Genomic DNA, 12,308 nt, shown 5'->3' on the forward strand with positions numbered 1-12,308 from the left:
ACCTAACTAAAAACAACTAAAGTTACGAAGCCGAGGGCGTCATTATTGCAAGGCGTGCATCAACCGCGCTACGACGCTACAAGTGGTGTGTTGCCCCTAGTGAGCATCACCAATTGTAGAGGCTTCAGGCATTTTATGCCACATCGCAGATGCAGGGCTCAATAAAGGAGCTCCAAACAAAAATAGATTGACATAAATATTTATCTTAAGAATAATAGTAGGAACCTAATGAAATAATCGCCTTGAGCGTAGGAATTAAAGTGGAGAGAGACATGATTTCCAGATTGCAAAAGTTCGCAGCCGCCCTGGCGGTAGCGACCTGTTCCTTAAGCCCGGCAGCCGGCGCGGCTGCACAAGAACCCATCAAAATCGGGTTTGTAGGCGAGCTTTCGGGCCCCCAGGCAGCTCTAGGACAAGACCAATACGACGCGCTCATGCTTTTAGTCGAACAAAATGGCGGAAAGCTGGGTGGCTACCCTGTGGAGATTTTGCGCGAAGACAGCCAGTTGAAGCCCGAAGTAGCTGTCCAGGTAACCCAGAAACTCATCGAGCGCGAGAACGTGGATCTGATCACTGGTCTAACCTTCACGCCCACGGCCGTAGCCTCTAGCAAGGTCGCCATTGCTAACGAAGTGTTTGTTGTTGCTTCCAACGGCTCAAGCAACGCCATGGCCGGCGCCGAGTGTTCGCCCTATGTGTTTGTCGTGTCGTGGCAACCGGTGCCGCATGTCGCGGTATTGGCCAAGTACGCCGAAGAGCAAGGTTATAAGCGGATCAGCATGATGGGACCGAACTATGCCACTGGCAAAAACTTCCTTTCCATCTTCAAGGAGAACTTCTCGGGAACTATTGTTGACGAGCTCTACACGGCGATGTCTCAGCAAGATTTCTCAGCCGAACTGCTGCAGCTTTCCGCCTCGAAACCAGATGCTGTGTTCGTGTTCTACCCTGGTGGTCTCGGCATCAATTTTGTTCGGCAATATCGCCAGGCGGGGCTCGGCGACAACATACCTCTCATGGCGCACGGCGCCCTCGATGGCACAAACCTTCCGGCCTTGGGCGATGCCGCCTTGGGATTCATCACGGGCAGTATCTGGGCGCCAGACATGAACAATGCCAGCAATCGCGCATTCGTCGAGAACTTCGAGAAAAAGTACGGTCGCATTCCCACCATGATGGCCGCCCAAGGTTACGACGCAGCATTGCTAATCGACTCGGCTATTGCGAAGGTCAATGGCAAGCTTGATGACAAAGAAGCCTTCCGTGCTGCTCTCAAAGAAGCTGATTTCGAGTCGGTACGAGGCAAATTCCGATTCGGCAACAACCAGTTTCCCATTCAAGACTTCCACGTAATCGGCATCAAACGAGACGACAAAGGCCGGGTTAATCAGTCGGTGATCGCTACACCGCTGGTGGAGGTGGTGGATCCGTTTGCGTCGCAGTGCAATATGTCTTGATGCACCGGAGATTCCATGTCATTTGCTTTGGTTGCATTGCAGTTATTGAACGGACTGCAGTTGGGTATTTTGCTTTTTTTGATGTCGGCGGGCCTGACGCTGGTGCTGGGCATCATGAGCTTTGTAAATCTCATGCACGGCTCTCTATTCATGTTGGGGGCCTATTTCTCAGCCGCCACCTTAAGTAGTACCGGCTCTTTCTTGTGGGCTGCCGTAATTGGCGTGGCCGGCACTTTACTGGTGGGTCTGATCCTGGAGCGGATCATCTTCCGCAGGTTATACAAGCGTGATCACCTGTACCAAGTGTTGGCCACCGTCGGTCTTATTCTGTTCTTCAACGAGGCGGTGCGAATGGTCTGGGGTTCGGGTGCCATGTCCACCGCGATTCCAGAGTTTCTCCAAGGTACCGTGCAAATCTTCGGCTTGCGCTACCCGGTCTACCGCTTCGCGATCATCGTGGCCGGCCTATGTGTAGGTGCGCTGCTTTACATCCTGATCCACCGAACGCGAATAGGCATTCTCATTCGGGCCGGCGCGTCAAACGCAACCATGATTGCTTCTCTGGGCATCAATATCCGGCGGCTCAATGCGGGAGTCGTGGGATTGGGCGCTGCCCTGGCCGGATTAGCCGGCCTGATGGCAGCTCCGTTCACGTCTGTACAGGCCGGCATGGGCGAGCCCATTCTGATCATGACATTGGTTGTCATTGTCACAGGAGGAATCGGATCGGTACGTGGTGCATTCTACGGCGCGATTATTGTTGGGCTGGTAGACACCATTGGACGTGTCTTCTTGCCCGTGCTGCTCAGAGGATTCATGGAGCCTCTGCGGGCCCAGACATTAAGCGCTGCGATCGCCTCGGTATTGATCTACCTGGTCATGGCCGCCGTCCTGGCATTCAAGCCCGAAGGCTTGTTCCCGGTGAAGCACAGATAATATGAAAAACCACATCAACCTTCGCGTGTGGGTAGGCGGGGCGCTCATGCTTGCGTTCGCAGTTCTGCCGATCATCGCCCACTTGATTGGCGAAAGCTACTTCATCACTTACGCCACCCGCATTCTGATAATGGCACTGGCCGCTGCGGGACTCAATATCGCACTTGGGTATGGAGGCATGATCAGCCTCGGTCATGCTCTGTATCTTGGTCTTGGGGCCTACGCGGTGGGAATTTGCGCCCATCACGGTATTGCCAGCGGGTGGGTCCAGTTACTGATTGCTCTGGCCGTTGGCGGTGCGCTGGCATGCGTGCTGGGCCTCATCTGTCTTCGAACCAAGGGAATGGCATTCATCATGATCACCTTGGCCTTCGCGCAAATGTTTTACTTCTTGGTCGTCACCCTTGACGACTACGGCGGCGACGACGGATTGCCGATTGCTGCTCGTAGCATATTTGGCAATCTAAATATCGAGAACAGCACCGTCTTTTATTACCTTTCCTTTGCAGTCCTGGCAGCCACCCTGCTGTTTACCGCGCGTATGGTCAAGGCTCGGTTTGGACGAGTGATTCGAGGCTGCCATTCGAATCATCCGCGCATGCTGTCATTGGGTTACGACACGATGCGCTATCGCCTGGCTGCATACGTGATCTCTGCGCTGATATGCGTGATTGCCGGCTTCCTGCTTGCCAACCTGGTCAGATTCGCTTCGCCCTCCTATTTGATGTGGATCGTTTCCGGCGAGCTGATGGTGATGGTCATTCTAGGCGGGATGGGAACCGTCATGGGGCCGGTCGTGGGTGCTGTAGTCGTTCTGCTGATTGAAGCCGTGTTCGCGAACTCAAGCTTTGGATTGCCCACGCCGATGGCCACGTTCATCAACGATCACTGGATGGCGGTGTTGGGCATCGTAGTGGTTCTTGGAACCATGCTTGTCGAAAAAGGCCTGTACGGTTCATTGCCGGAGCGGAGAAACCGAGTATGAGTGCACTGTTGGAGATCACCGGCTTATTCAAGAGCTTCCGCGGAATAGTGGCGACAGATCACGCGACACTTACCGTCCAGGAAGGTGAGCTACATGCGCTTATTGGTCCAAATGGCGCGGGTAAGAGCACGCTGGTAAATCAGATTTCGGGCGAAATATCTCCAGACTCAGGTTCCATTGTGTTCGATGGTATAGACATCACTCGCTGGAGCGCCCCCCGAAGGGCGCAAGCTGGGCTTGTGCGGTCTTATCAGATCACCTCTGTGTTCAACGAAATGACAGCTCTTGAGAACGTCATGATGGCGGTTCAGGCCCGAAGCAAGAACCATTTTGGCTCCTGGAAGGACACGATGCGTGACTCAAGCCTCGCCCAGCCCGCGCTGGACGCCCTGGCCCTCGTGAATCTTGAAGACCAAGTAAATGTCTCGGCTGGCGAAATGGCACACGGCGGACGCAGACAGCTCGAACTCGCCATGGCTATAGCCTTACAGCCGAAACTCATGCTGCTTGATGAACCTTTGGCAGGTATGAGCCAATCCGAGTCGGAGTCCATGACACGTCTACTGGCTCGGCTCAAGAACGAAGTCACGATACTTCTTATCGAGCACGATATGCAGGCTGTGTTTGCGCTGGCGGACAGAGTCACCGTTTTGGTGACAGGCCGGCCGCTTGCAACGGGTTTGCCAGACGAAATAAGGAATAGCCAGCTCGTCAGAGACGCCTATCTAGGAGAGCCGGAGGAGCTATCGTGATCAACGATTCAGAACCATTGTTGAAGGTAGACGGCATCGCCGCCGGGTATGGGCGTAGTCAGGCGCTGTGGAACGTGACGTTCACTATCCATCCTGGCGAAGTAATCACGTTGATCGGGCGTAATGGCATGGGCAAGACCACGACCATTCGCTCGATCATGGGTCAACTGCCGCTGCGTGCGGGAAGCATTGTTTTCCAAGGTTTGACCATTTCTGATCTACCTGACTTTCGGATTGCCCAATGCGGCATCGGACTCGTACCGGAAGGCCGCGGCATTTTCCCAAACCTCAGCGTCAAAGAGAACCTTATTTGTGCCTACTCGAATCGACATGGAATCCGAGATCCGTGGGATCTGGAGCGAGTTTATTCCATGTTCCCCCGCCTGAAGGAGCGTGAACGCAACAGCGGCGCGAACCTGTCAGGCGGAGAACAGCAGATGCTTGCCATCGGCCGGGCGCTTATGACGAACCCGCTGCTGCTGGTCCTCGACGAAGCGACTGAAGGCCTGGCGCCTCTAGTCAGGCGAGAAATCTGGCGATGTCTCGAAATGCTGCGAGAGCAAGGGCAAGTCATGCTGGTCATCGATAAGAATCTTGGCCCTCTGTCTCGCCTGGCAGATCGACATTACGTTATGGAAAAAGGACGTGTGGTCTGGGAGGGCGACTCAACCGCTTTACGAGAACAGGCGTCTCAAGTGCAACAGTACATCGGAGTGTAGTTGCCGAACGCCGCTAATTGATTAGGAAGGGGTAGCGAATGAAAGTGACATATGAAGATATAGTTGGTGTGGTGGGCATTGTGCCGACCCCCGCGACGACCGATGCAAGCCATTGGAATTCGACCAAGACGATCAATCTTTCCGAAACCGAAAAAATGATCAAACTCGTGACTGCAGCGGGGGTCGACGTTCTGATGACAAACGGTACGTTTGGAGAAGGCGCCACGCTGCTGGAGGACGAGCACCTGGACTTCGTGCGTTGTGTCGTCGAAACAAACGCCCGATCCAGGCCGGTGTTCGCAGGAATCACCACCCTTAACACTCGAGATACTCTCCGGCGGGCACGCGATCTATTAAGTGTCGGCGCCGACGGGCTTTTTGTTGGCAGACCAATGTGGTTGGCTTTGGACGATGCCGGATTGGTGCGGTTTTACCAGGATCTAGCCGAGGCCTTACCGGATACCCCCCTGATTGTGTACGACAACCCGCTGGCGTTCAAAGGAAAGATCTCGCCTGAAGCCTATGAGGCCCTTGCGAACATACCCCAAGTGATTGCAGCCAAGCATGTCGGAGGTCCGACGCTTCCGCAAGACCTGGCAGCGGTCGGCGACCGCATGCGGATTCTGCCCTTGGCAACAGAGTGGTGCCCGGTTGCAGAGCGGTATCCGGATTTGGCCAAAGCGTGCTGGTCCGGCGGCATTGCTTGCGCTCCTTCACCAATAGTGGCCGCATCGCGCGCAATTCTGGCGGGCAACTGGGAGAAGGCCCGCAAAATTACCGAGCAACTCATCTGGGCCGAGGCGCCCATGTTTCCCGGCGGTGAGCTCACTCGTTTCATGGACTACAGCATTCAAATTGGCCATGTGCGATTTGAAGCTGCAGGCCTGATAAACCCGGGGCCGCCCCGTCCTCCGTACACTGAGTTGCCCGACGCGTATAAACAGGGCGCCGAAGAGTGTGGAAGCCGCTGGGCGTCTTTAGAACGCGAGTATAGCGTTTCCGCATAAATTTTCTCTCTAAAGCGCACGCAAAGTCCGAGCCAGGCTCGGACTTTTTTTCGTCATGAGAAAAACCCAGAAGCCGTTTGACCCCTGGGTTGATGGTATTGCTGATTGCTGTGTATCGGATTACGGGCGTGGATGAGCGTACATGACCTCTCGGTACAGCTCGTAGAACCCTCTAATGGCTGACTCGGAAACCATCTCTCCGGCCTGCGGTGAATCTGACGAACTGCCGCCCAGTTCAACTACGCAGTTGGCGTCCGGATTGGCAAGCATGCCTGAGGCGGAAAGCTCAAAGACTTCGTTGTCATCAACCGAGATGTAGCCCGCCGCACCAGTCAGGTTCGCGAGACGCGTGCGTCTTTGGATCATTTCTTCGTCATCGTCTTCGTAGCCGAAAAACGTCCAGGAAAGCTCAAACTCGTTGGGACCCATGGGAATGACGTTACGACATTGCAGCAAATTTTGTTGTTGCTGTACGGTCAAACAAGGGAACATCGTCAGGTTCTGAATCGTGATGTCATCCCCGAACTCTTTGACCGGCGTGACAGGACGCATGTCGTTCAACTCGTAGTTAGACTTGTATGACTTCATTTCGTCGTGAGACTTGAGCTGGTCGCGGGGTGTCGCGATTGATTCCACGACGTTATGAGCTCGAGTCTTATCATCGTTGAAGAGATTGCCCTTCTGATCCATGCGATAAAGACCAAAACTGATGAGAAATACGTGAAGCAGTGTCGCGTGATAGGAGTCTTTCAGGTTTTCGGGATAGAGCTTCCAGTTCCCCCGAAGGCGCTGTCGTTGATATCCCAATACTTTCAGTTTTCTACCGTCGAAGACACGAGTGAATTTCTCATAGATTCGGTCTGTAAGATATTCCCTCATGGGCAATGCATTGTGATCAAAGGTGGCAAACACCGCGCCATTCACGACTTCGACACGCAACGCCTTAAGTGAATTGGCGTTCATGTCGAAGTCTGCGGGGTAGCCGCCAATACCCTTGGCGCCCTTGCGAAAAGGAACTCCCATCAGCTTGCCTTTCAGGTCATAGGTCCACTGGTGGTAAGGACACGTCAGAACGCGATTTGAACCAAACTTATCGAGGCAAATTTCGGCGGCACGATGCGCGCAACTGTTCAATAGGACGTTGACCTGGTTGTCTTTGTCACGCACGATGATCACAGGACGTTCGCCCACCATCGCGCGTTTGTAGTCGCCGGGGTTGGGCACTTCGCAGTCCAGCCCGACGAACGACCAGAAAGGCCCGTAAAATATCTTTTCTAGTTCACGTTGGTAATTGTCGGGATCAGAATAGACCCAATTGGGAATGCGTGTGCAATCTTCGGTGGGCCATTCAAGCGTTCTCTTTTCGAATTCAATAGCGACGGACGCCATATCTCTCTCCTGTATGTTTATTCTCAAGCAATCAGATCGGGTGGACAATCGAGCCTGGAATGAGTTCGTTGTCAAACACTACGTCGCGCGCGGCGAAGAGCCATTGGGGATTACTGATGTCGATTCGGTCGAAGCTGCGGCCTACGAGCTGCAGTCGAGGGTTTCCATCGGTTTGCGTGAAGTACACGGCGAATTGGCTGCGCGTATGCAGCTGCTTTTCTTCCTCTTTGACGATAGACACGTTGGTGACCAAGTGTGTGACATAACGAGGCGCGTAGACCAGCGTGTTGCGTACCGCTGTAACTCGATCCATGAGCGCGCCGCGGCTCTCGGCCAGAATGACGCACATAGGTAGATCGCGCTCGTAGTTAACACGTGAAATCAATCGGTAACGGCACTCTTCGGTATATAGCTCTGGCCATTTTTCCAGTTCGTTATCGCAGATTGTCTGGGTGTGGGTAGCGTAAAGACGTTCAGCCTTGACGATGTACTCGCTCATGCGTTCTCCTGATGAAGAAAAAGTGTCAGACTCTAGGCCAGGCTGACGTGTACGTTTTTATTTTGTGTGTAGGACAGCAATTCAGATAAGCCTTCTTCGCGGCCAATGCCGGACTTTTTATAGCCGCCGAATTCGGCGCCGATAAAGTGGGCGCCGACCTTATTGACCCAGACGAAGCCTGATTCCACCCGGGCCGCGAGCCGATGCGCGCGTACAAGGTTGGTGGACCAGATAGAAGCAGTAAGGCCATAGTCCAGCGCGTTTACTTGCTCCAATAAAGCGTCTTCGTCATCCCAGGGGATTACAGCCAGCACAGGGCCAAAAGCTTCCTCGCGGAACAGGCGCATATCCGGGGTGACGTCGGCAAAGACCGTGGGTTCGATAAACCAGCCGTTTTTCAGGGCCGGGTCCGCAGGCCTGCTGCCTCCACACACCAGCCGTGCGCCCTCCTCGCGCGCCGACTCGATCAAGCTCCGGACTTTATCGAACTGAGCTTCAGAGATCAGGCAGCCCATGGTCGTGTCGGGGTCTGTGGGAATGCCGCATTGGTGAGCCTGAGCAATGAGCGAAGGAAGAGCCTTGAGAAAGGTGTCGTACACGCTACGATGCACGAAGCATCGCGACGTGGACCCGCAGGACTGCCCTGCCCATGTGAAATTCATCCCGCTGATGGCGCCCTTTGTGGCTTTCTCGATATCTGCATCCGGACAGATAATGAGAGGATTCTTTCCGCCCAATTCCAAAGTGACAGGAATAATCTTCTCGGCGCTCGCCTTCAGTACCGCCACGCCGGTCTCTGTCGAGCCGATAAGGGTCGCCCGCCTGACTAGCGGATGTTTCACCAATGCCTCGCCACATTCACGATCGCCGCTCAGAATGTTTAGCACCCCTGGCGGGAAGACATCTTCGGCTAGTTCGGCCAGACGGTACGCGGACAGCGGTGCCTGAACCGGCGGCTTCATGATGACTGTATTACCGGCAGCAATGACGGGGGCAAGTTTACTGGCCAGAAACATGAGGGGATGGTTGTAGGCGACGATTCGCACCACCACCCCGAAAGGTTCTCGCACGCTGTAATTGACGACGTCCTCGCCCATGGGCAAAGTTTCGCCCTTCAGCTCATGAACCAGGCCAGCGTAATAGTCTATTTGAGCGGCCGCGCTGAGTACGTCTCGCTTCATCTCCCGGATTGGATTGCCGCAGTTCACGGAATCGAGCCAAGCCAATTCGTCGGCGTTTTCGCGTAGGCGCGAAGCCAGCTTTCGCAGGCTTGTTGCTCGTTCGGCTGGAAGCGTACGACGCCATGACTTGAACGCTTGGTTCGCCGCCAGAACCGCTTGGTCGACGTCTTGCGTATTGGCCTGAGCCGCCATCCCCAATTCTTCTTGAGTGGCCGGGTTGCGCGTCGTCGCGTAGCCGCCCGACGGCGTGTGCCAGCGGCCACCGTAGAAAAGATCACGCTGACGAGGCAGTGAAAACTGTGTTGATGCACCCATAAAAACTCTCTTTAGTTTTGGTATTGTTCTTGAAGCAGCCCCAGCTTCCGATAGATCTCGCGGTCGGTCACCATGAAGACCGATGTTTCAGGATCGTCGGTGTAATGGCTTGCCCAGAGGTTCTGGGGCACAGTGAAGATGTCGTGGGCTTTCCAGTCAATTCTTTTACCGCCGATAACGCTGTACCCGGAGCCCCCGACCACGCAGCACACAGTGTTGGCGCTAGACTGGTATGGATGCGTGGCAGCGCCGACAACAGGCGCCATCAAATAGCAGTCGAGCGTACTCATGACACTGCCGCCATCGACCGGGTTGATATAGCGCACCTTTTTCCCGCCATCGGCGCCTATGGGCGCATTTTTCAATGCTTTCCAAGCGTCGGCCCGAGGGTATCTGAATACCGGTGAGTAGTTCCGTTGGTGGCCATCAATGCCAGGCAGGATATTGGCGGTAGAGAACGCTACGTCGTCGTATTGAGGTGTTTGATCGCGGACCGGCCCAGGATGAAAGTCATCTGTGCCAAGAAATAAATGCAGGTAGACATCAAGCACGTCCATCCAGATGGTGGGCCCTTCGCCCGCGTGGTAATGTTCGTGCCAACACCAGCCCGGAGTCAGCACCAGGTCGCCGGGCTCCATCGGGCAATCCTTGCCGTCTACGATTGTCGCGGCCCCCAAACCTTCCATCACGAATCGAAGAGCGTTCATTGAATGACGATGCGGTCGGGCCCGCTCGCCGGGAAGCAAGGTTTGCAGGGTGGCGCACACAGTGCCGCAGGTGAACTCGTCTTCGGGGTGTTTTGAAAACGGGCTGACAAGAGAAAGCACTCGACGCTCAACGGCTTTCGGTGACTGGATTTCAGCGGTACGCCGGAGTATGGGTTGCGTGACCGACCACGGCCAAGCATGCGGTTGCTCTCGGGCGACGTCCAACTTATGCGCGGTGGGGCTTTCCCACAAGGGGACCATTCGGTTGGATTGCCAGGCGGCGCGTAAGTCTGGCGGAACAATATCTTGCGCCGGCACTGATGTTGTGTCTGTCATTTGTCTTCCTTCCGGAGCGGTTCGCCCCGTCTTTTCATTGTGTGCTTGGGTTTATTTGGGGTTAGAAAGCTTAAACCTTGAAGTCCTCCAGACACGAGGCCGGGAAGAGCTCTTCAATCTTTACGTGCCGATGAGACAGACCTTGCTCGTGGGACCAGCGCAGCTGCGTCTCAAGGGTGGTTCTGTTCGCGTGAACGCCATACGACCAGAAGTCTTCACCAAATAGGCTTTGGGTTTGTTTGAAGTACGCTGGCAAGAAAGGCAAAGAGATCTTGAGCGCAGCCGTCTGGCCAAGATCGGCCAGTGCAATGTCCTTGGCTTTTGTAAAAGCGCGCAACAAACTGACCGCCGCCCATGGATGGCGCTCCATGATGTCATTGCGCAGACCCAACATGTGCATCACGGGGAAGATGCCCGTCTTCTGATACCACTGCGCCTCTTGTGTTGCGTGATCCGGGAATAGGCGTTGAATCGACCCGGTCCCATCAATGTCGTCGTCGAAGCGACGAGGCGCTCGGGGCGTAATGAGGGCGTCCACTTCCCCGGCATCCCATAATTCCATGATGGAACGATCAGCGATCTTCGTGATGTTTACGTCTTCCGGAGCCTTCCAGGCCACCTTCTCGATACGGCCGGGTTGCTCAAGACCGGCTTGCACCCACTGCACATCGCGCGCATGCACACCATACTCATCGGCGAGAATCCCGCGTGCGACCATGGCGGCAGTAACCTGATACTCGGAAATCGCCACACGGCGCCCGATCAGATCAGACGGTTTTTCGATGCCGCTTCCGCGACGTACGTATATGCACGAGTGTCGGAAGCTTCTGGATGGAAATACGGGAATAGGAGTGTAAGGACACACGCCCCGCGAGAATGTCATGAGCGTTGTCGATAACGACAGCTCGCTGACATCGAACTCTAAGTGTCTAAAAGCGCGAAAAAAAACATCTTCGGGAGGCAAGCTTAGGAAGTTGAGTTTGATGCCGTCAGGCTTGACCCTGCCATCTATCAATGGACGGACGCGGTCATAGTCCCAACACGCTACGGTTAATTCGAGTTCATTCATGGCTTTGAGTGGTTGTGGTGGATGGAATAGAGTGAGTCAGGACCAATCTGGACAGCATCTGCATGAATGCCTTTCTGTCTTCAGGGTCTAGCGGTTCCAAGAGACGATGTTGGGTGGCTTCCGCCAGAGGCTCAACGGCGACGATGAGTTCCCGGCCTTGCTCGGTGATGTACACGCGGTTGATGCGCTTGTCTCGCGGGCAAGGCTTACGGCAAACCAGTTGGAACTCTTCCAGACGATGCAAGACACGCATTACCGTTGTGCGATCGATATCCGATGCTTGAGCCAAGGAGATCTGATCAATGCCAGGCCGATCGGCAATCACCTGCAAAGTCCCAAATTGAACTGTGGTCAAGACATAGGGCTGGATACCCTCGTTAAAGATCCGAAGAGATATCTGCTGAAGACGCCGAATCAGCGAACCTGCTTTCGATAGGGGGTCAAACATGGGGGACAACTCCTCGACTAATAGTAAGGTACCTAATTAATAATATATAAGGTCGTCAGCATAGTGTCAATCCCTTTAAATCCCTTTTACTCTATGAAATATCTACCTGGTAGCGCAAACCTACCCAAGTGTTTTCACCGCCCATAAGAATAGAATCCTAATTAATTTTGGATGAAATGAGCGAATTGAGTGCCGGCCGGCGATCCCGGAGTGATGAACGCGTAAGGGGTGGCAATAAAGAAGCGAACCATTGGTTTCAGCCTCGCATCGAGGCCTTGCCGTCGGTGGCAAGCGCGCCTAATTTGCAGCTGCTTGAGTTGAAGCCCGCCTCGTAGATAGCTTCAGTCACGGTACCGCCGGCCGAGTTCAACTCTGCTTCCAGCTTGCGAGCGCGCCTCGCGGCAGCGTAGGCCTTGGGTGTCAGTCCCGTCCTTCCACACAGTCTTCGACACTCATGGTACTGGTTTGCGAGCACAAAAAAATGCACCTCACAGAGAAGAGAAGCGCG

General features: G+C 54.6%; 12 protein-coding genes and 1 pseudogene. 6 read left to right on the top strand and 7 right to left on the bottom strand.

Going from position 1 to position 12,308, the window contains the following annotated elements:
* The first annotated feature begins 272 nt into the window (after positions 1–272).
* From ACIY1O_RS02430 to ACIY1O_RS02455, 6 genes are read left to right on the top strand one after another with little or no spacing between them, the layout of a single operon-like run.
* Positions 273–1,457, top strand: coding sequence for an ABC transporter substrate-binding protein (locus ACIY1O_RS02430; RefSeq protein WP_397473483.1), 1,185 nt, complete (start codon positions 273–275; stop codon positions 1,455–1,457).
* A 15-nt stretch (positions 1,458–1,472) separates the two neighbouring features.
* Entirely contained in the window at positions 1,473–2,393 is a 921-nt protein-coding gene (locus ACIY1O_RS02435) for a branched-chain amino acid ABC transporter permease (protein WP_397473484.1), read from the top strand.
* Position 2,394: 1 nt separating this feature from the next.
* Positions 2,395–3,378: a branched-chain amino acid ABC transporter permease gene (locus ACIY1O_RS02440; RefSeq protein WP_397473485.1), complete on the top strand. Its 984-nt coding sequence runs from the start codon at positions 2,395–2,397 to the stop codon at positions 3,376–3,378.
* A complete protein-coding gene (locus tag ACIY1O_RS02445) occupies positions 3,375–4,130 on the top strand; it encodes an ABC transporter ATP-binding protein (RefSeq protein ID WP_397473486.1) in 756 nt (251 codons plus the stop codon). The genes ACIY1O_RS02440 and ACIY1O_RS02445 overlap by 4 nt, the downstream gene beginning before the upstream one ends.
* Positions 4,127–4,849 carry an ABC transporter ATP-binding protein gene (locus tag ACIY1O_RS02450; RefSeq protein ID WP_397473487.1) on the top strand — a complete coding sequence of 241 codons (723 nt, stop codon included), beginning with the start codon at positions 4,127–4,129 and terminating at the stop codon, positions 4,847–4,849. The genes ACIY1O_RS02445 and ACIY1O_RS02450 overlap by 4 nt, the downstream gene beginning before the upstream one ends.
* 38 nt (positions 4,850–4,887) lie before the next feature.
* Positions 4,888–5,856 (top strand): dihydrodipicolinate synthase family protein, encoded by a 969-nt coding sequence (locus ACIY1O_RS02455; RefSeq protein ID WP_397473488.1) that lies wholly within the window; start codon positions 4,888–4,890, stop codon positions 5,854–5,856.
* 120 nt (positions 5,857–5,976) lie between these two features.
* Here the strand turns inward: ACIY1O_RS02455 and ACIY1O_RS02460 are convergent, their stop codons facing one another.
* The 7 genes and pseudogenes from ACIY1O_RS02460 to ACIY1O_RS02490 all read right to left on the bottom strand — a co-directional run.
* Positions 5,977–7,245, bottom strand: coding sequence for an aromatic ring-hydroxylating oxygenase subunit alpha (locus tag ACIY1O_RS02460; protein ID WP_397473489.1), 1,269 nt, complete (start codon positions 7,243–7,245; stop codon positions 5,977–5,979).
* Between the two features lie 31 nt (positions 7,246–7,276).
* Complete coding sequence (locus ACIY1O_RS02465) at positions 7,277–7,744, bottom strand: aromatic-ring-hydroxylating dioxygenase subunit beta (RefSeq protein WP_397473490.1); 468 nt, start codon at positions 7,742–7,744, stop codon at positions 7,277–7,279.
* 32 nt (positions 7,745–7,776) lie between these two features.
* Complete coding sequence (locus tag ACIY1O_RS02470) at positions 7,777–9,240, bottom strand: aldehyde dehydrogenase family protein (protein WP_397473491.1); 1,464 nt, start codon at positions 9,238–9,240, stop codon at positions 7,777–7,779.
* A gap of 11 nt (positions 9,241–9,251) precedes the next feature.
* On the bottom strand, positions 9,252–10,283 hold the full coding sequence (locus tag ACIY1O_RS02475) for a cupin domain-containing protein (RefSeq protein WP_397473492.1): 1,032 nt from the start codon (positions 10,281–10,283) through the stop codon (positions 9,252–9,254).
* 70 nt (positions 10,284–10,353) lie between these two features.
* Positions 10,354–11,352: an ABC transporter substrate-binding protein gene (locus tag ACIY1O_RS02480; RefSeq protein ID WP_397473493.1), complete on the bottom strand. Its 999-nt coding sequence runs from the start codon at positions 11,350–11,352 to the stop codon at positions 10,354–10,356.
* Positions 11,345–11,800, bottom strand: coding sequence for a MarR family winged helix-turn-helix transcriptional regulator (locus tag ACIY1O_RS02485; protein ID WP_397473494.1), 456 nt, complete (start codon positions 11,798–11,800; stop codon positions 11,345–11,347). The genes ACIY1O_RS02480 and ACIY1O_RS02485 overlap by 8 nt, the downstream gene beginning before the upstream one ends.
* Before the next feature lie 307 nt (positions 11,801–12,107).
* Positions 12,108–12,260: pseudogene (locus ACIY1O_RS02490) on the bottom strand (bifunctional transcriptional activator/DNA repair enzyme protein Ada); the annotation flags it as partial.
* Between the last annotated feature and the right edge of the window lie 48 nt (positions 12,261–12,308).

This window comes from Pusillimonas sp. (assembly GCF_044464525.1).
Classification (GTDB): domain Bacteria; phylum Pseudomonadota; class Gammaproteobacteria; order Burkholderiales; family Burkholderiaceae_B; genus Pusillimonas.

Excerpts from the sequence above, each read along its gene's own strand:
- ACIY1O_RS02465 (WP_397473490.1), bottom strand. The coding sequence starts at position 7,744 with ATGAGCGAGTACATCGTCAAGGCTGAACGTCTTTACGCTACCCACACC.
- ACIY1O_RS02485 (WP_397473494.1), bottom strand. The coding sequence starts at position 11,800 with ATGTTTGACCCCCTATCGAAAGCAGGTTCGCTGATTCGGCGTCTTCAG.
- ACIY1O_RS02445 (WP_397473486.1), top strand. The coding sequence starts at position 3,375 with ATGAGTGCACTGTTGGAGATCACCGGCTTATTCAAGAGCTTCCGCGGA.
- ACIY1O_RS02480 (WP_397473493.1), bottom strand. The coding sequence starts at position 11,352 with ATGAATGAACTCGAATTAACCGTAGCGTGTTGGGACTATGACCGCGTC.
- ACIY1O_RS02460 (WP_397473489.1), bottom strand. The coding sequence starts at position 7,245 with ATGGCGTCCGTCGCTATTGAATTCGAAAAGAGAACGCTTGAATGGCCC.
- ACIY1O_RS02430 (WP_397473483.1), top strand. The coding sequence starts at position 273 with ATGATTTCCAGATTGCAAAAGTTCGCAGCCGCCCTGGCGGTAGCGACC.
- ACIY1O_RS02440 (WP_397473485.1), top strand. The coding sequence starts at position 2,395 with ATGAAAAACCACATCAACCTTCGCGTGTGGGTAGGCGGGGCGCTCATG.
- ACIY1O_RS02470 (WP_397473491.1), bottom strand. The coding sequence starts at position 9,240 with ATGGGTGCATCAACACAGTTTTCACTGCCTCGTCAGCGTGATCTTTTC.
- ACIY1O_RS02455 (WP_397473488.1), top strand. The coding sequence starts at position 4,888 with ATGAAAGTGACATATGAAGATATAGTTGGTGTGGTGGGCATTGTGCCG.
- ACIY1O_RS02475 (WP_397473492.1), bottom strand. The coding sequence starts at position 10,283 with ATGACAGACACAACATCAGTGCCGGCGCAAGATATTGTTCCGCCAGAC.
- ACIY1O_RS02435 (WP_397473484.1), top strand. The coding sequence starts at position 1,473 with ATGTCATTTGCTTTGGTTGCATTGCAGTTATTGAACGGACTGCAGTTG.